This is a genomic window from Amycolatopsis kentuckyensis (assembly GCF_002155975.1).
Lineage (GTDB): Bacteria > Actinomycetota > Actinomycetes > Mycobacteriales > Pseudonocardiaceae > Amycolatopsis > Amycolatopsis kentuckyensis.
The window spans coordinates 1-18,034 of the sequence record NZ_MUMI01000186.1 but is presented as its reverse complement, the minus strand read 5'-3'; the positions used below and the strand labels follow the sequence as shown (position 1 = coordinate 18,034).

The window sequence follows — 18,034 nt, the reverse complement described above, 5'->3', positions numbered from 1 at the left end:
TCCCTCGGTTCTCGGTTCAGTGCGCTGTGGTCGTAGTTTCCGTCGAATCGTCGTTCAATTTCTTCGACCGATCTCGGCGGGGAGCTTCCGTGAGCAGCTTCTCGAACAGTGACACCAGCGCGTTCACCGAATCCAGGGCGACAGTGCCGTCGGCCGGGCCGTCGGGGAGACGGTCCCACGGAACCTCGGGCGCGTGCTCCGAGTCCGCGATCCAATCGCGTAGAGCATCGTTGTCCGCCGGCTCGTCCGGCGCCAAGACATCGAAGATCAGCGTGCTGCCCGCTGTGTTGACCGCTCTGGATAGGGCGTTGATCTGGTCGGAGGCGCTCTTGACCTGTTCGGAGGCGAGGCGCTCGACGATGCGGATGATCGCCGCCGCCGTGGGGCGGTGGTCGATCACGTCCAGTCGCATCACACTGTTCACGACGTCCTGATAGGCGAAAGCGCTCGTCACCGGTTGGTAGTCTGCTCCGTCTCGGAACAGTTCCGCGGCCCACCACAGGCGGGCGAACGCCTGCAGGAAGTGGGATCCGCTGAACCTTGCCGGGCGGGTGGGCGCGTTCGTTCCGTGCCGCCACACGACGTAGTCCGGAGCGACGAGCATCGCGAGGTAGTTCCACAGTCGACTGTCGGCCGCCTCCGCCCGGGTCATGCGCAGCGTCGCGTGTAGCCGCGGCGCCAACCAGGCGTCGGCTCGTGCCCGGCTGTCCTCGAAGCGTTTCATGGCTTCGTCGACCAGTACGCGGACGGGCCCGACGGCCCACCGGGTCTCGATTTCCGGCAGCATGACGGCCGCTCGACGAAGTGCTGCCTGGGGCGGGTTCTCTTGGCCCGACTGGATACCTCTGCTGAGGTGCTTCGTCACGGCTGCGTCAGACAGAAGACCCAGCACGTCCGGAAAGTCGACGGCGGTGGGGCTCATCAGTCGTCACCTTTTTCGTTTTGGTGGACGCTTCGGACCGCCGCAGTCAACTTCTTGGTGACTTGGCTGCGCTTGCCCGCCGCGAAGTGGATGCTGGTCTGCAGTTCCGGCCAGCCGGAACCACTCGCCCGTCGGTCGTTGATGTCGAACAAGGCGTCGGTCAGCTGCCTGCCTGGCAGCACATCCGGCAGCATCATGCGGAGAACCGACTCACGCCAGCCGCCCGGCATGATCGGGGTTCCGTCTTCGTCGAGGTCGAGTTCGCTGATGGCCGAGTTGAACATGGCGGTCCAGGCGTCCTGGGCGATCTGGCTGGACGTCGTTTCGCGAAGCAGCTTTTCCATCGGAGAGCCGCCGGTACCGTTGATCATCTCGAGCAATCCCTCGACGCCTGTGGTGTTCAAGTAGACGGTCGGGACGTCGCCCGCGGTCTCGACGACCCATAGCGAGTCCTTGAATGGCCGCAGCCATTCCTCAGGCCCCTCGCGGAAATCGACTTGCCTGATGTTGACCTCGCGTTGGCGTCGGGGGGTCACGGACTTCAGATCGATATACCAATTTTTATCGGCCGCGCCGATGATTCGGCCGGGCATGCCGTCGACCTGGCCGACGACCGCTAGCGCGAGTGTGGCCCGATCGGTGTGTCGATCGTGGACCAGTTCGATCGCTCCGTGCCAGTATCCGTCTCGACCGGGGGTCAGTCGGGCAGTGCTGCGCGCGTTGGTAGCGCGTTCCGAGAGGATGGCCAAGCAGGTGATTTCGGACCAAGGACCGTCCTCGAACTCCTCGTCGCGAAGCCCGGCCTTCAACTGAAGGCGGGCGACGTCCCATTCCGCTCGGCCTGCTTCATGCAGCGCGACTGTGCGCTCCCCCTTTGATATCCGGGAGTAGGGCAAGTCTCGACCGTCCATGGTTACGGCGACCACCTCGAGGTCTGCATCACCGGAGAGGGTCTGGTATGGGAACACCGGCTTCACGCGGCACCTCCACGGGCTTTCTGGACGTCAATGATCAGGCGGGCGAGCCTGCTCGAGACCGGGTGGGTCGAAGGGTCGGTGACGCCCGAGAAGCTTGCAGATCGCACACCGGCTTCGATGGCCAAGCTGTCGTTCTCCCGGCGGCAGTTTTCGGTGGCGACGAGTTCTTGCCAGGCGACCGCCGGACGCCCGCCAGACCGCACGTCGAACTTGGCGACGGGAGTGAGCAGCCACGGGTCGTCGGCTTCCGGAAGCTTCAGGTCCACCGAGACGTTCCAAGCGCCGGTGTCGTCGACGTGCGCGCGCACGTTGCGTACGGTCGGGAACCCGTGGGTCCGGCGGCCACCAGACGACCCGAAGCCTTCCAACTTCAGCAGTTCCCGGAGCGCCGCAGGCCCGTCACCCCGCTGGGTGACGGGTCGTCCGACGAGTTGTCGGACTGCTGCGTCGATCTCGGCGCGAAATTCCCGGAGCCTGCTGAGTGCACCTCGCGCGTACGTCGACGTCAGCTCTTCGCTGTGGTCCCAGCGATCGTGCTCGGGCGGTTCGGATGCTCTGAGGAATTGCTCGGCCATCTCGACGTCGTCGCCGTCGTGACCGGTGGCGTATCCGGCGAGCAACACGGCGTGGAACCGCGTTGCCCCAAGCGGGAGTTCGCGCGGCCGCTTCGCCATGATCGTCTGCCGGTTGCCGCGCATATACACGACTTGGTTGGCCGGCTCGTCACTGTCCTCCGCGGGAGTGACGAGCAGTACGGCGTCGTGCTCGGCCACCTTCTTCCGCGCTCCGGTCGCAACTCGCCGGGGCGGGACGACGAGCCGCACGTCGGCGCGGGCAACTTGCGCGTTTGACGTCAACTCGTCGACCGTCTCACCGTCCAGGTATGCCTGGAAAGCGCGGCTCAACGCGGCGTGCTTCCTGCGTGGGTCGACGCGCTCCTCCTCGATGAGGACTCGGCCGTTCCGCATCGTGACGACGCTCGCCTCCAGCAGCGGCCCGGCGTCCCGGCCACCGATCATCGCGGCCCAGAAGTTATCGGCCAGCGACTTCACGAGCTTTTCGTGCATGTCCTGCAGCGACTCGGTGGCGCCCGAAGCGTCGTGGGCTCCGACGATGAGGAACGAGGTGCCGGGCTCGTCCGTGAGTCGTTCCAGATACAGGTCGGCGACGGTCTTCTCGTCCGCCCACCACGACCGGGAGACGTCCTTGCGGTCCGGCTCGGTATCGGCCTGCCCGTACCATCCGGGGCCGGCGTACGCCTCGCCGTCCACCTCGCGCCACGGCAGGTCGAGGCGCCCAACGACTCGACGTTCGACGTGCCCTTCGTGGGGTACGGACAGGGTCGAGTTGATCAAAACGAGGCTGAAGCGGCTCGTGGCCCACAACGTGACTTTGCCGAGTCCGTACGAACCACCCGCTCGTTTACCGGATTCCTTGTGACTGTCGAGCTGCCGCCGAACCACCGCGGCGAAACGACCGTCGCCATATTCGTCCCCCGTGAGTCCGGAGGCGTTGTAATCATCGATCTTCAGCAGGACCAGGGACTTGTTCTTGTCGAGGTCGGCCAGGGCAGCCTGCAGGCTCCGTGAGACCTTTTGCTCGGCGGCGGCCGCCTGGGCGTAGTGCTTACGGAGCGCAGGCCAGTGGATCGCGTCCAGGAACGCATCGAGCTTCTCCCCCGTAACCTCGTGAATGGTGTAGCGCACGCGGACGGGCTTGGTGTGGTCGTACCGCTCGTCGAGCGAGTTCTGGGTTGCCTCACGAGCAAGCATTGACAGATCGGCGTCGAAGGCGAAGGCGGCAGGGTTCCCGTATTCCCGACCGCCGTCGGGATGCGCGGCCCGGTGGTGCCACCGAAGAGGCGAGTCGGATGTCACGTCTTTGCGGTTGTAGATCGATGCGAAGTCCGTGCCGAGGACGTCCGCGATTTTCCGCTGCATCTCCGGTCGAGGCTCCGCACGGCCGTTGGTCCACGCGGAGACCGCGGCGCGGGTAATCGAAAGCTGCTCGGCAAGCTGTGCTTGGGTCATCTCGGCGCGGCGAAGCTGTCTCGCCAGCCAGGACCCGAAGAGCTCCCCTTGCTGTGGGCTCATCCCGCCTGCTCCTTCCAAGGCCAGTGTTCTGCCAGTGTGACACCGCAGCAGGCGGCCACACTATCAGGTGTATTTTGACTTTGGAAGCGCTGTCAAATTTCACTGCACTGCTGGTGGCCGGAGCGGGGGTGGCCGCCAGTCTTCGGTCAGCTCTACCTGTCCTTCCGTCGGCCGTCCACCGCTTCGCGGACGCGGTCGGCCGCTTCGTGGGGTGCTTCGTGCTCCCAGACGCGAACAGCGAGCCAGCCTGCCTCGGCAAGGCGTATGTCGGTGTCGGTGTCGCGGCGTCGGTTGCCCTCGATCTTGTCGCGCCAGAACTGGGGGTTGGTCTTCGGCCAAGTCGCGTGGTCGGGGCACCCGTGCCAGAAGCAGCCGTCGACGAACACGGCAACCTTCGCGCCGATGAAGACGATGTCCGCCTCGCGGCGCACGCTCTCCAACGGGCGGCGGTGGACGCGGTAGCGCAGGCCCGCGGCGTGGAGAGCCTTGCGCAGGGCCATCTCGATCCCGGTGTTGCGCGACTTCTGCTTGCTCATCCGGATGCGTACGGCGGACGTGGTCTTCAGACGCTCCACGCGCACATTGTGGCAAGGTTCGTGCGAAAGCCGAGTGTGGCTAGCCCTCGATGACCCGGCCCTCAATCACCGTCGGCTGCTCCCGCCGCGGCCCCTCTTCCGGCGACACGACCTCGCTGTCCACCACCATCACCGGCCCCCGGCGCTGGTTGGCGAACCGAAGCGCGCGCTTCTCCATCCGCCGCAACCACAACCGGCGGGCCACCGCCCGTGACGGCGGCAGGATCAGCAGCAACCCAAGCACGTCGCTGACGAACCCGGGTACCAGGATCAGCACCCCACCGAGCCCGACCAGCATTCCGTCAGTGAGCTCCTTCTCTGCCGGACGGCCCGAGCGGGCCGCCGCGGTGAATGCCCTCATGGCCTTGCCGCCCTCGCGGCGGGCGAGCCAGGAGCCCAGGACCGCTCCCGCCAGGAGGATGCCCAGCGTGCCGAGCACGCCGACGGCCGAACCCACCGCCCAGATCGCGGCGATTTCGGCGAAGACGTAAAGCAGGAACGCGACAGCCATACCCGCTACAACGAACGACCTGTCCGATTTGCTCCCGACCACAGGTGACCCGCTCAGCGCAGCAACGTCCGGATCAGCGACTCCAGGCCCGCGGCCAGCCGATCCGTCTCGCCGGTCATCAAGAACCGCAACATCAAGTCGCTGTGCAACGAGCCCAGCAGCAGGTGCGCCACCAGGTCGGCGTCGAGCGAAGGGGACGCCGAGGCGAGCAGTCCCGACACGTGCGCGTGCCACGCCAGGTAGATCGGGCTGTTCAGCCGGTCCGTCGACGCCTGCTCGAACGCCGCCATCACCTTGACGTTCTTCGAAGCCAGCTCGATCACCGCGGCGAAGAAGGCCGCCAGCCGTTCGGCCGCCGGGGCGCCCGGGCCGAGCGGGGGTGGCCCCGACTCCAGCGCCGTCGACAGCGCCTGGACCCGCGACTCCACCAACGCGCGCATCAGGCCTTCGCGGTTGCCGAAGCGGTGGAACACCGTGCCCTTGCCGACGCCGGCCGCGGCCGCGACGCGGTCCATCGAGACCTCCGAGAGGTCGTGCGATGACAGCAACTCTTCCGTCGCGCGCAGGATCGCCCGGCGGTTCCGGGCCGCATCGGCGCGCTCCATGACTGCTCCTCGACAAGTTGACTGGCGGTCCATATAGTAGGCGACCGTAAGTTGACCGACGGTCCAGTTATGGGGGCGTGATGCGCGCAGTCGTGCAGTACGGCACGGGAGGCCCGGAAGTGCTCAAGGTCGAGGACCGACCCGTACCGACGAGGAAACCCGGCGAAGTTCTGGTGCGCACCGAGGCGATCGGGGTGCCGTTCTACGAGACGCAGCTGCGATCCGGGCTGCTCCCGGCGGGGCAGCCGGCGATCTTCGGGCACGAGGCCGCCGGGATCGTCGTCGAGGCCGACGACGAAACGCTGCACGGACGCCGCGTCGTCACCATGTCCTTCACCGGCGGGGCGTACGCCGAGGTCGTCGCCGCGAGCGAGTACACGCTCGTGCCCGATGGCCTCTCGCCCGGGCAAGCGGTCGCCGCCGCCGTTCCGGCCTCCGTGGCGCTCGGCCTGATGAACGCCGCGGACGTCAAAGCCGGCGAAACCGTCCTGGTCGAAGCCGCGTCCGGGGCGATCGGCGGCTACCTGGCCCGGCTGGCCGCCCGAACCGGCGCTCGAGTCGTGACCACCGCCGGGAACGGACGAGCCGACATCGACCACCGCGACCCGGACTGGCGGCAGCAGGTGCCCGAGGGCGTCGACGTCGTCTTCGAGTCGATCGGCGGCCCGCGCGCTGCCGAGCTCACCGCGAAACTCGCGCCGCACGGCCGGATCCTCGCCTACGGCATGCTCAGCGGCGAATTCCCGACCTTCCCCGTCGCCGGCCTCATCGCGCGCGGCCTCACCCTGATCGGCTTCGGCGGGCCGGACGCCTACGGGAAGCGGGTCGCGGCCGTCCGCGACGAGGCACTCGGCCTGGTCGCGGACGGCACGCTGACCCCGGTCATCGACCGGACCTATCCCCTCGCCGACGTCTCGGCCGCGCACGCGCGCGTCGAGAGCCGCGAAGGCGTCGGCAAGGTCGTGCTCATCCCTTAACTCGGCACCTCGTCCAGGTAGGCCTGCGCCTGCAGGGTGAACAAATCCGCGTACCCCGCCTTCGCCGCCATCAGCTCCTCGTGCGTCCCGTACTCCGCCACCTTCCCGTGGTCCAGCAGCAGGATCCGCTCCGCCTGCCGCACAGTCGAGAACCGGTGTGAGATGTACAGCGTCGTCCGCCCCTCGGACAGCTCACGCAACCGCGAGAACAGGTCGTGTTCAGCCTGGGCGTCCAACGCCGACGTCGGCTCGTCCAGGATCAGCAACGGCGCTTCCCGCTGGAACGCCCGAGCCAGCGCGATCTTCTGCCACTCACCACCGGACAGCGAAACGCCCTGGTCGAACCAGCGTCCCAGCGGGCTGTCGTACCCCTGTGGCAGCCGCTCGATGCGCTCGTCCGCCCCGGCTCGGCGCGCCGAATCCTCGATGTGCGGCCGGTCTTCCAGTCGCGAGAGGTCGCCGAGGCCGATGTTCTCCGCCGCCGTTCCCTGGTACGTCACGTAGTCCTGGAACATCGCGCTGATCCTCGTGCGCAGCTCGTTCGGGTCGTACTCGCGGATGTCGACGCCGTCGAGCAGGATGCGGCCGTCCGTCGGGTCGTACAGCCGGCACAGCAGCTTGAACAGCGTCGACTTGCCCGCGCCGTTGCGGCCCACCACGGCCACCGTCTCGCCCGGGCGGATCTCGAAGCTGACGTCCTCCAGCGCCGGCTCGTCCGAACCCGGGTACGCGAAGGTGACCGAGTCGAACTCGATGTGTCCGTCCACAGTGGAGGGAAAGGCGCGTGGCGACGCCGGTGCGGTGATCTCCGGCTTCGTGTCGAGGAACCGGTACAGCGTGTCCAGGTACAGGTTGTTCTCGTACATCCCCGCAAACGCCGTGAACAGCCCGGACACCGACGTCTGCACGGACGTCGCCGCGGCCGTGTACAACGCCAGGTCGCCCAGCGTCAGCCGGCCGCCGACCGCCTCCAGGGCGATGTACAGCGCGATCGCGGACCCCGCGAGCGTGCTCAGCAACCCCCAGGACGTCGAGCTGATGTTGCGGTTGATCGTCAGCTTCCGCTGGCGCTCGTACGAGACCACACCCAGCCGGCGGAAGCGGTCGACGAAGTACGGGCCGAGCCCGAACAGCTTCGTCTCCTTCGCGTACGTGTCCGTGGTGACCAGTGACGACAGGTAGTCCATCCGCCGCTTGATCGGCGACATCAGGAACGTCAGCCAGAACGCGCGCGAACCGTACTTGGACTGCGAGATGAACGCCGGGATCGGCGCCACCAGCGCGACCAGCGCCAGCAGCGGGCTGATCGAGACGAGCAGCGCGATCATGCTGCCGAACGTGATCAGCGTCCGCACGAGCCCCAGCGCGGAGTTCATCATCGACAGCGGCCGCGTCGGTGCCTCTTGCGCGGCCTGGCGCAGCATGTCGTACGACGTCGAGCCCTCGAAGTACGCGAGGTGCAGTTCGCTCGCGTGCGCCATCACCTGGTGGCGGATGGTCAGCGTCATGCGCTCCTGCAGCAGCGACTGCGCGATCGACGTCAGCGCGCTGCTGATCGCGGTCGCGGCGAGCACGCCGAACTGGAACAGCGCGACGTTCACGATGTCGCCGGTGGTCCCCTTGCCCTGGATCGCCGCGACGACGGCGTCGAGCAGCAGCTTCGCGATGTACGCGGTCACGGTCGGCAGCAGCCCGGACAGCAGCGTGATCAGCGCCAGGAGGATCGTCAGGACCGGGCTGGCCTGCCACGTCAGCCTGACGACCTTCGGCAGGCCGCGGACCGTGCCCGCGACGGACGTCTTCGCGCGCGACAGCCGGGAGCGCAGGTCCTTCGGCTGGTCGTCCTGCTTCGGTTCGGGAATGTCGACGGGCCCGGTGAGCCCGCTTTCCGGCACGGTCACGGCGTGCCGGCGCCGGCCGCGCCGGGCCAGCACGAACTCCATGCCGCCCCCACCGCCCGGGATCACTGAGCCTCCACAGCGCCGTGCAGGAAGACGTCGACCACCTGGCGCGTGGTGGGGGCGTCGTCGATCGGCGCCATCCGGCGGCCGCCGAACAGCAGGGTCAGGAACAGCGCGGCGAGCTGCTCGGGAGTCAGCCGCAGCCGGTCCTTTTCGGGCTCGAACAGTTCGCTGATCGCGCCGCGCATGGCGGTCATCGACTCGCTGCGGCCGCCCTTCATCGTGCGGTTCTTCAGGCGGTGCTCGGGGTCGCGCTGCTTGTGCCTGCCGGACGCGTGCAGGGCGCCCATCAGCGCGCCCATCCGCTCGAAGTGGGCGCCGAGCGCCTCGGCGGCCTCGACGAGCCGGTCGGCAAGGGGCTGCTCGATGGGGATCTCGGCGATCGCGTCGAGGACGTGGTCGGGGCGCAGCACCTCGGCGGTGCAGGCGTCGAAGAGCTCGTCCTTGTCCTTGAACGCGCGGAAGATGGTGCCCTCGCCGATGCCGGCGGCGCGGGCGATCTGGCTGGTCGTGACGTTGGCGCCGTGCTCCATGAGGAGCGGCAGCACCGCGTGCACGATCATGGCGCGCCGGGCTTCGACGCTCATGCCCGGCGCTCTCCGCCGGGTTTCGGGTGCTGGTGTCATGACGTCCAGTGTGCGGAGTGAGTACTCACTCCGTCAAGTGAGTATAGATTCGCTGCCATGGGTGTGCTCTGGGCGATGGCGTTCCCGATCCTGGTCGTGCTGCTGTTCCTGCTGGCCGTGTTCGAGGTCTGGGGCCGTCGGTTCCTGCCGTGGCATCGCCGCGGTGACGGTCAGCGGGTAGCGAGCGTCGCGGCGACCGAAGAGGTGGAAGCGATCCTCGGCGGTACGAAGCAGCACGAACTCGAGCAGCGCCAGGTTCAGCTGATGCTCGTTGACGACGAGGCGGACGGCGCGCCGCCGCGCACCCACGTCGACCTCGACGCCGGGAAGATCGTCTTCCGGCAGCGGTGAGGGCCGCCCGAAGGCGGCCCCCACCTGCGAAAACTCAGTACGTCATGGCCATCGCCGGGTCGGCCAGCAGCGCGCCGACGTCGGCGAGGAACTCCGAGCCCTGCTGGCCGTCGACCACGCGGTGGTCGAAGCTCAGCGACAGCTGGAGCACCTTGCGGACCTTGATCTCGCCGTCCACCACCCACGGCTGGTCCTTGATCGCGCCGAGGCACAGGATCGCGGACTCGCCCGGGTTGATGATCGGTGTTCCGGTGTCGACGCCGAACACGCCCACGTTCGTGATCGTGATCGTGCCGTTCGCCATGTCCGCCGGGGACGTCTTGCCCTCGCGGGCCGTGTCGGTCAGGGCCGTCAGCGCCTGGGCCAGCTCCTTCAGCGACATCGAGTCGGCGTCGCGGACCTTCGGCACGATCAGGCCGCGCGGGGTGGCCGCGGCGATCCCGAGGTGGACGTAGTCCTTGTAGACGATCTCCTGCGCCGCCTCGTCCCAGACCGCGTTGACGTCCGGTGTCCGCTTCGCCGCCAGGCACACGGCCTTCGCGGCGAACGTCAGTGGCGTGACCTTGACCCCGGCGAACTCCCGCGACTTCTTCAGCTTCTCGCGGAACTCCATCATCGGCGTGACGTCGATGGTCAGGAACTCCGTGACGTGCGGAGCGGTGTACGCGCTCTGCACCATCGCGGCCGCGGTCATCTTCCGGACGCCCTTGATCGGCACCCGCCGCTCGCGCGCCCCGCTGTCCACAGTGGACACGGCCGGCGCGGCAGGCGTGGCCGGCGCGGCGGCGCCGTTGGCCGCCCGCTCGACGTCCTCGCGGGTGATCACGCCACCTGAAGCGCTGCCGGTCAGCGCGTGCAGATCGACGCCGAGATCCTTCGCCAGCTTCCGCACCGGCGGCTTCGCCAACGGGACGTACCCGCCGCGCGGAGCCGCGACCGGAGCAGGCGCCGGAGGAGCGGCGACCGCGGCAGCCGGAGCGGGTTCCGCACCCTTGCGGGCCCGCCGCTGCGTGACCACGGCCTTGGAGCCGTAGCCGACCAGCGGCTTCATCTCCTCTTCCTCGGCCGGAGCCGGGGCGGCCGGAGCGGCGGCGGGAGCCGGAGCGGCCGCACCGCCGGGGTCGATGTCGATGGTGAGGATCGGCGTGCCGACCTCCACCGTCTGCCCCGGCTCGACGTGCAGCTCCGTGACGACCCCGGCCCACGGGATCGGCAGCTCCACGGCGGCCTTCGCGGTCTCGATCTCGACCACGATCTGGTTCACCGTCACCGTGTCGCCCGGCTTCACGTGCCAGGACAGGATGTCGGCTTCGGTCAGCCCCTCCGCCGTGTCGGCCAGGGGGAATTGCTTGTACGTGGGCATTGCGCGGAAATCCCCCTTACCAGGCGAGCGAGCGGTCGACGGCGTGCAGCACCCGGTCCAGGTCGGGGAGGTAGTGCTCCTCGAGCTTGGCCGGCGGGTACGGCGTGTCGAACCCGGTCACCCGGAGGACGGGCGCTTCCAGCGAGTAGAAGCACTCCTGCTGGACGCGCGCGGCGATCTCCGACGTCAGCGACGACTCCGACGGCGCCTCCGACAGCGCGATCAGCCGTCCGGTCTTGCGCACCGACTCGAACACCGGGCCGAGGTCCAGCGGCGAGAGCGTGCGCAGGTCGATGACCTCGAGGGACTTGCCTTCGTCCTCGGCCGCGGCGGCCGCGTCGAGGGCGACCTTCACCGACGGCCCGTACGCGACGACCGTCGCCGTCGTGCCTTCGCGCACGACCCGCGACGAGAAGCACGGGACCGGCGTGCCGGTGACGTCGATTTCGGCCCGCAGCGCACCCGAGTGGTACAGCCGCTTCGGCTCGAAGAACAGCACCGGATCGTCCGACTTGATCGCCTGCTGGATGCCCCAGTAGGCGTCGACGGCGTTCGAGATCGACACGACCTTGAGGCCCGGGATGTGCGCGAACAGCGACTCCGGCGACTCCGAATGGTGCTCGACCGCGCCGATCCCGCCGCCGAACGGCACTCGGATCACGACCGGCATCTTGATCTTGCCCTGCGTCCGGTAGTGCAGCTTCGCCAGCTGCGAGGAGATCTGGTCGAAGCCGGGGAAGATGAAGCCCTCGAACTGGATCTCGCACACCGGCCGGAAGCCGCGCACGGCCAGGCCGACCGCGGTGCCGATGATGCCCGACTCGGCGAGCGGGGTGTCCAGCACGCGCTGCTCGCCGAAGTCCTTCTGCAGGCCGTCGGTGATCCGGAAGACGCCGCCGAGCTTGCCGACGTCCTCGCCCATGATCAGGACCTTCGGGTCCTCTTCCATCGCGCGGCGCAGGCCGAGGTTGAGGGCCTTGCCGATGGTGAGTTTCTGGAGGTCGGACATCAGTGCTCACCCGCCGATACGAAGCCGTCGAGGTAGGACAGGAACTCTTCGCGCTGCGCCTCCAGCACCGGGTTGCCCTCGGCGTAGACGTTGCTGAAGATCCTCTCGGGCGGTGGCTCGGGCATGTTGAACGTGTACTCGCGCAGGTCGGCGGCGAAACTGTCGGCGTCGGCCTGGACGCTGTCGAAGAACGCCTGGTCGGCGTAGCCGCCGCGGGCCAGGTACGCGCGGACGCGCTCGATCGGGTCCTTGAGCTTCCACTCCTCCAGCTCGTCGGAGAGCCGGTAGCGGGTGGGGTCGTCGGTCGTCGTGTGCGCGTCCATCCGGTAGGTGAACGCCTCGATCAGCACCGGGCCGTTGCCGTGGCGGCACTCGTCGAGCGCCCAGCGCGACACCGCCAGGCAGGCCAGGACGTCGTTGCCGTCGACGCGGATGCCGGGGAAGCCGTAGCCGCGGGCGCGCTGGTACAGCGGCAGGCGCGACTGGCGCTCGGTCGGCTCGGAGATGGCCCACTGGTTGTTCTGGCAGAAGAAGACGAGCGGCGCGTCGTAGACCGCGGCCCAGACGAATCCTTCGTGGACGTCACCCTGCGAAGTGGCGCCGTCGCCGAAGTAGCAGATCGTGGCTTCGCCGTCGTCGTCGCCGACCTTGCCCTCGAACTTCTGGCCCATCGCGTAACCGGCGGCGTTGAGCACCTGGTTGCCGATCACGATGGTGTACGGGTGGAAACCGTGCCGCTGGTAGTCCCAGCCGCTGTGGTCGGTGCACCGGAAGATGCCCAGCAGGTCCTTCATGTCGACCCCGCGCGCGTACGCGACGCCGTGCTCGCGATAGCTGGGGAACGCCATGTCGTTGGCCTTGAGCGCGCGGCCGGAGCCGATCTGCGCGGCTTCCTGGCCCAGCAGCGGGACCCAGATGCCCAGCTGACCCTGGCGCTGCATGGCGTTGGCCTCGCGGTCGGCCCGCCGGACCAGCACCATGTCGCGGTACAGGCCGCGGAGTGCTTCGGCGTCGACGTCCTCGACGTACTTGTCGAACTGGGGCGAGGGGACCCGTTCGCCTTCGGGGGTGAGCAGCTGAGTCAGCTCAGCGCCACCTTCGCTGGTTGCCCGCAATCCGGCGATCACCTGCTCGGGGGAAGGCTGGGCCGCGACGGCGGCCGGCCCGTCTCCGGGCTCCGGGTGCGTCCACTGTTCGGACGGCATGCGCAGTACTCCTCGGTGTCGGTGCCTCTGGCGGCCGCTTGTGGCGACCACAGCGACTGCACCGGCGGGGACCAGCGCATCGGGTCCGAAGCGCTCGGTCACCGTCGGCGTTGACGGTTCTCGCGGACATCCTGGCACGAAGGTCACCGCTTTGGTGAGTCACGGATACTGATTTGTTGCTGAGAAAGGGCCCCTGAACAGGGAAAACGTTAGGAAGCCCGAGCATCGGACCTACGAGCGTAGGGAACCGGCGCGCGCGCTCACCAGGCTCGTGAGCGGTCACGCGGGTGCCGGCCGGCGTGACCACGCACGAGGCGTGGGACGACGTTGTGATGTGCCGCACTGTCGGACGTGCGTGGCACGATGGGCCGGGTGGAGCAGAAATCCGTGCGTGAATCCGTAGTGGCGTCGTGGACCGACGGCGTCATCCCGAGTCTGTCCGGGCTGGTGGCGATCCCCGCCTTGTCCCCGGCCTTCGACGCCGAGTGGGCGAAGAGCGGCCACCTCGCCGCCGCCGTCGACCACGTCCGCGAGTGGATCGCCGGGCGCGGGCTGCCCGGCGCGACCATCGAGGTCGTCCAGCTCGAAGACCGGACTCCGCTGTTGCTCGTCGACGTCCCGGCGACCCCGGGTGCGGCGGACAAGGGCACTGTCCTGATGTACGGCCACCTCGACAAGCAGCCCCCGGTCGGCGGCTGGTCCGAGGGCCTCGACCCGTGGACCCCGGTGATCCGCGACGGCCGCCTCTACGGCCGCGGGTCCGTCGACGACGGCTACTCCGGCTACGCGGCGACCACGGCGATCGAAGCCGTGCACGCGGCCGGCGGCGAGCACGCCCGCATCGTGCTGCTGCTGGAGACCGGCGAGGAGTCCGGCAGCCCCGACCTGCCCGCCTACGTCGAGCACCTGGCCGACCGCATCGGCCACGTCTCGCTGGTGGTCTGCCTCGACGCCGGCGGCAGCGACTACGAGCGGTTGTGGCTGGTCACCAGCCTGCGCGGGATGCTGCACCTCGACGTCACCGTGCAGCTGCTGGGCTCGGCGCAGCACTCCGGCATCGCGAGCGGCGTCGTCGCGAGCTCGTTCCGGATCCTGCGGCACCTGATCGAACGCCTCGAGGACAGCGCGACCGGGGAGCTGCTGCTGGACGAGCTCAAGGTCGACGTCCCGGCGGATCGGCTGGCGGAGCTCAAGGCCGTCTCGCAGGACTTCCCGGAGGCGCTGCTGAAGGCGTTCCCGCTGGTCGAAGGCGGCCGCGTGCTCACCGAAGACGCGCTGGAGCTGATGCTCAACAACGCGTGGCGCCCGACCCTGTCGGTGATCGGCGCCGACGGCTTCCCGAAGCCCGCCGACGCCGGCAACGTGCTGCGCGAGAGCACGACGTTGACGCTGAGCTTCCGCCTCCCGCCGACGGCCGACGCCGAGAAGGCGCTCGAAGCCGTGAAGCGCGTCCTGACCACCGACGTCCCGTACGGCGCGAAGGTGACGCTCGGTTCGCCCCAGGCGGAGGACGGCTGGAACGCGCCGGCCGAGTCGCCGTGGCTGACGACGGCCCTGCGCACGGTCAGCGACGAGGTCTTCGGCCGCCCCCACCGCGCCACCGGCATGGGCGGCTCGATCCCGTTCATGGGCCTGCTCTCGCGGAAGTACCCGGAGGCGCAGTTCCTGGTCACGGGCGCGTGCGGGGCCGACTCGAACATCCACGTGCCGGACGAGTGGCTGCACCTGGACTACGCGCAGCAGGTCACCGAGGCCGTCGCGCACATCCTGGACGCGCACGCCCGCGGCTAGCGGCAGGCTTCCCGGAATGCCGAGGCGGCCGCGTCGAGGTAGGCCGGGAAGTCGTGGGCGCCGCCGGTGTCGATCCAGCGGTCGAAGGCGTCGCCGAGGATGATCGCCGCGACCTGGGCTGCCGGTTTCGCCAGCTCGGGCGCGGTGCCCCGGAGTTCGAGGGCTTCGCGGATCGCGGTGGTCATCGCGGCTGCCTTGCTTCGCTCGCGTTCGCGGAGCTCGGGCGTGGCCGCGATGACCGCCCGGCGTTCGGGGGACGGGTCGACGAGCTGCGTGACCCGCGTGCCGACCTCGGCCAGTGCGGTGAGCGCGGTGCGAAGCGGTGACTCGCCTTCTTCGGCGGCGAGCACGGCTTCGGCGATCGCGGGCGGTAGCTGCTCCGCGCCCGCGAAGAGGACTTCGCGCTTGTCGGGGAAGTAGCGGAAGTACGTCCGGCGCGTGATCCCGGCGCGCTCGGCGATCTGCGTGATCGTCACGGCGTCGTAGCCGTGCTCGGCGTACAGCTCCAGCGCGGCTTTCCGCAGCCGGTCCGCGGTCCCGGGATCCCATCTGGCCACGGCTCACCCTAACCGATGTCTCAGTGTGTCATCACGTGCTAGCCTCGGTGATGACACACTGAGACGTCACGGGAGTCGACATGGAGATCTGGGTACTCGGCGCCACGGGCCGCACCGGCCGGGCCATCACCGCCGAACTGGCCGCGCGCGGGTTGCCGGCCGTCCTGGTCGGGCGCGACCGGAACCGCCTGGAGGCCACGGGCTCGAGATACGTGGTCGCGGACGGCGTCGAGGCGATCGCGGCGGAGATCCGGCGGCAGCGGCCGGCGGTCGTCGTCAACACGATCGGCGAGTACGCCGCCACGGCCGCGACGATCGCGCGGGCGTGCCTGCCCGGCGGGCACTACGTCGACCTGGCGGCGGACCTGGCGGCGGTCCCGCGGCTGCTCGACCTGCACGAAGAGGCACTCGCCGGCGGCAGCACCTTCCTGACCGGCGTGGGATTCGGTGTCCTGGCCACCGAGGCCGTCGTCGCGAAGCTGTGCGAGGGGCGCGAGACGCCGAGTCGCGTGCGAGTCGACGCGCTGGCGTCCGTCGCTGTCGAAGAAGGCGCACTGGGGGTCGCCTTGGCCGCCAGCATCGTCGACGCCCTGACCACGGACCTGGCCCGGCTCGGAGCGGACCCGCAGACCATCGTCCTGCCGGACGGCGAGACGGTGAAGTCGGCGGGCGTTCCTTCCGGCGAGCTGACCGCCGCCCAGCGGGCGAGCGGCGCGCCGGACGTCACGGTCACTTCCACGCTCGCGCCCACCTCCCGCGTGGTGCGGGCGCTCGTGCCGGTGCTCGGCCGGCTGGTGTCAATCCCGGCCGTGCGCCGGTTCGCCGTCCGGCGGCTCGCCGCGGTCCGGGCGAAGGCGGCGCCACGCCCCCGCGCGCACTCCTGGGGTCACGCCGTCGTGACCTGGCCCGACGGCACGACCCGCGAAGGCTGGCTGCGCGCGGGCGAGGGGATGGACTTCACCGCGGCGGTCGTGGCCGAGACGACGGCCCGGCTCGCCCGCGGCGAAGGCAAGCCCGGCGCGTACACGCCGGCCGCGGCGTTCGGCGCCGGCCTGGCCGAAGCCGCGGGCGGTACCTTCCTGCTCTAGGCCAGCCGGGTCAGGTGCACCGAGACATCCAAAGTGGACTGCCCGCCGCCGCTGAAGATGCCCTTCAGCGGGGCCACGTCGGCGTAGTCCCGGCCCATGGCCACCCACACGTGCCGCGGCCCGACCTGGATCGCGTTCGTCGGGTCGTACGCCCACCACCCGCCGGTCCAGACGTCGACCCAGGCGTGCGACTCGCCCTCGACCACTTCACCGAGCTTGGCGTCCGGTTTCGTGTGCAGGTAACCCGACACGTACCGCGCCGGCACGCCGATCGCGCGCAGCATCACCAGCGTCACGTGCGCGAAGTCCTGACACACGCCTTCGCGTGCCTGCCACGCGTCCGTCGCCGTCGAGTGGACGCCCGTGGTGCCCGGCTGGTACTTCAGCTGCTTGTTCACCCACTCGCACACTGCCAGCACCGCGTCCGCCGGGTCCAGCCCGCGGCGCAGTGAACGGGCTTCGCGCGCCAACGTGACGTCGCGCGGGGTGTAGTCGGTCGGGCTCAGGTACTCGGTGCGGTGGTCGATGACCGTTTCGGACCGCAGGTCCTTCCACGACGCCGTGCGGATCGGCTCCGCTTCGTCCGCCGTCTCGACCACCGACGTCGCCAGCACGGTGAACTCGGTGTGCGGCGCGTGGAGGTCGAAGGACGTCACGACCGTGCCCCAGTAGTCCGTGTACCGGTAGGCGCGGGTCGCCGGGGTCGTTTCGATGCGCGTCGCCACCGTCGTCTGGCGGCGGTCCGAACGCGGGGTCAGCCGGGCCTCGTTGTACGACTGCGTCGCCGGTGTCGCGTACCGGTACCCGGTCCGGTGCGCCACCCGCAGCTGCCACGTCACAGCGAAACCTCCGCGCCGCTCCACGCCACCCACGGGGACGTGCTGAAGTACTGCATCGAAACCGCTTCCCCGATTTCCTTGATCGACGTCTGCAGCGCGGCGAGCCGGCGCGGCAGGTCGGTGAGCAGTTCCGACGGGCGCAGGAACTCCAGCTCGCTGCGGGCCCGGCCGAGCTCGCGCAGCGCTTCGGACTTCTCGTTGGTGCGCGCGCCGCCGCCCGGGTCGAGCCGCTGCAGGCACTCCTCGGCCTGCAACAGCGCGTGGAACACCGAACGCGGGAACAGCCTGTCCCGCAGCAGGAACTGCACGACGCGGCCGGCGTCCAGCGCGCCTCGGTAGGTGCGCAGGTAGGTGTCCTGCGCACCGGCCGAGCGCAGCACCGTGATCCAGCCCGGCGACGACGCGCGGTCCGCGACCCGGGAGAGCAGCAGCCGCACGACCATGTCGGCACGTTCGATCGAGCGGCCCAGCACCATGAACAGCCAGCCGTCGTCCCGGCTCATCGTCGAGTCGGCGAGCCCGGCGAACATCGCCGCGCGTTCTTCCACGAAGGACAGGAACGCGTGCGGCCCGGCGCGCCGGGC

At 69.4% G+C, this 18,034-nt stretch carries 18 protein-coding genes; 4 read left to right on the top strand and 14 right to left on the bottom strand.

Annotation, left to right across the window (positions count from 1 at the left end; genetic code table 11):
- Positions 1-16: 16 nt before the first annotated feature.
- From CCN39_RS18805 to CCN39_RS18780, 6 genes are all read right to left on the bottom strand, one after another.
- Positions 17-922: a DUF6339 family protein gene (locus tag CCN39_RS18805; protein WP_086843726.1), complete on the bottom strand. Its 906-nt coding sequence runs from the start codon at positions 920-922 to the stop codon at positions 17-19.
- Positions 922-1,899, bottom strand: a complete 978-nt coding sequence (locus tag CCN39_RS18800; RefSeq protein ID WP_086843724.1) for a hypothetical protein — start codon at positions 1,897-1,899, stop codon at positions 922-924. The genes CCN39_RS18805 and CCN39_RS18800 overlap by 1 nt, the downstream gene beginning before the upstream one ends.
- Positions 1,896-3,992, bottom strand: a complete 2,097-nt coding sequence (locus CCN39_RS18795; RefSeq protein WP_086843722.1) for a helix-turn-helix transcriptional regulator — start codon at positions 3,990-3,992, stop codon at positions 1,896-1,898. Before CCN39_RS18795 ends, CCN39_RS18800 begins: the two co-directional genes overlap by 4 nt.
- A 152-nt stretch (positions 3,993-4,144) precedes the next feature.
- Entirely contained in the window at positions 4,145-4,528 is a 384-nt protein-coding gene (locus CCN39_RS18790) for a very short patch repair endonuclease (RefSeq protein WP_086843765.1), read from the bottom strand.
- A gap of 79 nt (positions 4,529-4,607) precedes the next feature.
- On the bottom strand, positions 4,608-5,078 hold the full coding sequence (locus CCN39_RS18785; protein WP_086843720.1) for an FxsA family protein: 471 nt from the start codon (positions 5,076-5,078) through the stop codon (positions 4,608-4,610).
- A 53-nt stretch (positions 5,079-5,131) separates the two neighbouring features.
- Complete coding sequence (locus tag CCN39_RS18780) at positions 5,132-5,683, bottom strand: TetR/AcrR family transcriptional regulator (RefSeq protein ID WP_086843718.1); 552 nt, start codon at positions 5,681-5,683, stop codon at positions 5,132-5,134.
- A gap of 80 nt (positions 5,684-5,763) precedes the next feature.
- Here CCN39_RS18780 and CCN39_RS18775 point away from each other — a divergent pair, with 80 nt between their 5' ends.
- The gene (locus CCN39_RS18775) at positions 5,764-6,660 is read left to right on the top strand and encodes a quinone oxidoreductase family protein (RefSeq protein ID WP_086843716.1); all 897 of its coding nucleotides are present in this window, start codon (positions 5,764-5,766) and stop codon (positions 6,658-6,660) included.
- Here the strand turns inward: CCN39_RS18775 and CCN39_RS18770 are convergent.
- Together CCN39_RS18770 and CCN39_RS18765 are read right to left on the bottom strand one after the other, a co-directional pair.
- Positions 6,657-8,603 (bottom strand): ABC transporter ATP-binding protein, encoded by a 1,947-nt coding sequence (locus CCN39_RS18770; RefSeq protein WP_086843714.1) that lies wholly within the window; start codon positions 8,601-8,603, stop codon positions 6,657-6,659. The genes CCN39_RS18775 and CCN39_RS18770 overlap by 4 nt on opposite strands.
- A 20-nt stretch (positions 8,604-8,623) precedes the next feature.
- Positions 8,624-9,208 (bottom strand): TetR/AcrR family transcriptional regulator, encoded by a 585-nt coding sequence (locus CCN39_RS18765; RefSeq protein WP_086843712.1) that lies wholly within the window; start codon positions 9,206-9,208, stop codon positions 8,624-8,626.
- A 96-nt stretch (positions 9,209-9,304) separates the two neighbouring features.
- Here CCN39_RS18765 and CCN39_RS18760 point away from each other — a divergent pair, with 96 nt between their 5' ends.
- The gene (locus CCN39_RS18760) at positions 9,305-9,598 is read left to right on the top strand and encodes a DUF6191 domain-containing protein (protein ID WP_086843710.1); all 294 of its coding nucleotides are present in this window, start codon (positions 9,305-9,307) and stop codon (positions 9,596-9,598) included.
- A gap of 34 nt (positions 9,599-9,632) precedes the next feature.
- Here CCN39_RS18760 and CCN39_RS18755 read toward each other — a convergent pair whose 3' ends face one another.
- From CCN39_RS18755 to pdhA, 3 genes are read right to left on the bottom strand one after another with little or no spacing between them, the layout of a single operon-like run.
- Positions 9,633-10,961 carry a dihydrolipoamide acetyltransferase family protein gene (locus tag CCN39_RS18755; protein ID WP_086843708.1) on the bottom strand — a complete coding sequence of 443 codons (1,329 nt, stop codon included), beginning with the start codon at positions 10,959-10,961 and terminating at the stop codon, positions 9,633-9,635.
- 16 nt (positions 10,962-10,977) lie between these two features.
- Positions 10,978-11,970 (bottom strand): alpha-ketoacid dehydrogenase subunit beta, encoded by a 993-nt coding sequence (locus tag CCN39_RS18750; protein WP_086843706.1) that lies wholly within the window; start codon positions 11,968-11,970, stop codon positions 10,978-10,980.
- Positions 11,970-13,175: a pyruvate dehydrogenase (acetyl-transferring) E1 component subunit alpha gene (pdhA, locus tag CCN39_RS18745; RefSeq protein ID WP_086843704.1), complete on the bottom strand. Its 1,206-nt coding sequence runs from the start codon at positions 13,173-13,175 to the stop codon at positions 11,970-11,972. The genes CCN39_RS18750 and pdhA overlap by 1 nt, the downstream gene beginning before the upstream one ends.
- Positions 13,176-13,547: 372 nt before the next feature.
- Here pdhA and CCN39_RS18740 point away from each other — a divergent pair, with 372 nt between their 5' ends.
- The gene (locus CCN39_RS18740) at positions 13,548-14,966 is read left to right on the top strand and encodes a M20/M25/M40 family metallo-hydrolase (RefSeq protein WP_167455120.1); all 1,419 of its coding nucleotides are present in this window, start codon (positions 13,548-13,550) and stop codon (positions 14,964-14,966) included.
- Here CCN39_RS18740 and CCN39_RS18735 read toward each other — a convergent pair.
- A complete protein-coding gene (locus CCN39_RS18735; RefSeq protein ID WP_086843702.1) occupies positions 14,963-15,523 on the bottom strand; it encodes a TetR family transcriptional regulator in 561 nt (186 codons plus the stop codon). The two genes, CCN39_RS18740 and CCN39_RS18735, sit on opposite strands and share 4 nt — an antisense overlap.
- Positions 15,524-15,603: 80 nt before the next feature.
- Here CCN39_RS18735 and CCN39_RS18730 point away from each other — a divergent pair, with 80 nt between their 5' ends.
- Positions 15,604-16,611 carry a saccharopine dehydrogenase family protein gene (locus tag CCN39_RS18730; protein ID WP_086843701.1) on the top strand — a complete coding sequence of 336 codons (1,008 nt, stop codon included), beginning with the start codon at positions 15,604-15,606 and terminating at the stop codon, positions 16,609-16,611.
- Here CCN39_RS18730 and CCN39_RS18725 read toward each other — a convergent pair.
- Together CCN39_RS18725 and CCN39_RS18720 are read right to left on the bottom strand one after the other, a co-directional pair.
- Positions 16,608-17,450 carry a transglutaminase family protein gene (locus CCN39_RS18725; RefSeq protein ID WP_086843699.1) on the bottom strand — a complete coding sequence of 281 codons (843 nt, stop codon included), beginning with the start codon at positions 17,448-17,450 and terminating at the stop codon, positions 16,608-16,610. The genes CCN39_RS18730 and CCN39_RS18725 overlap by 4 nt on opposite strands.
- Positions 17,447-18,034 (bottom strand): alpha-E domain-containing protein (locus CCN39_RS18720; RefSeq protein WP_143264075.1); only part of this gene is annotated, 588 nt, incomplete at its 5' end. The genes CCN39_RS18720 and CCN39_RS18725, both read right to left, overlap by 4 nt.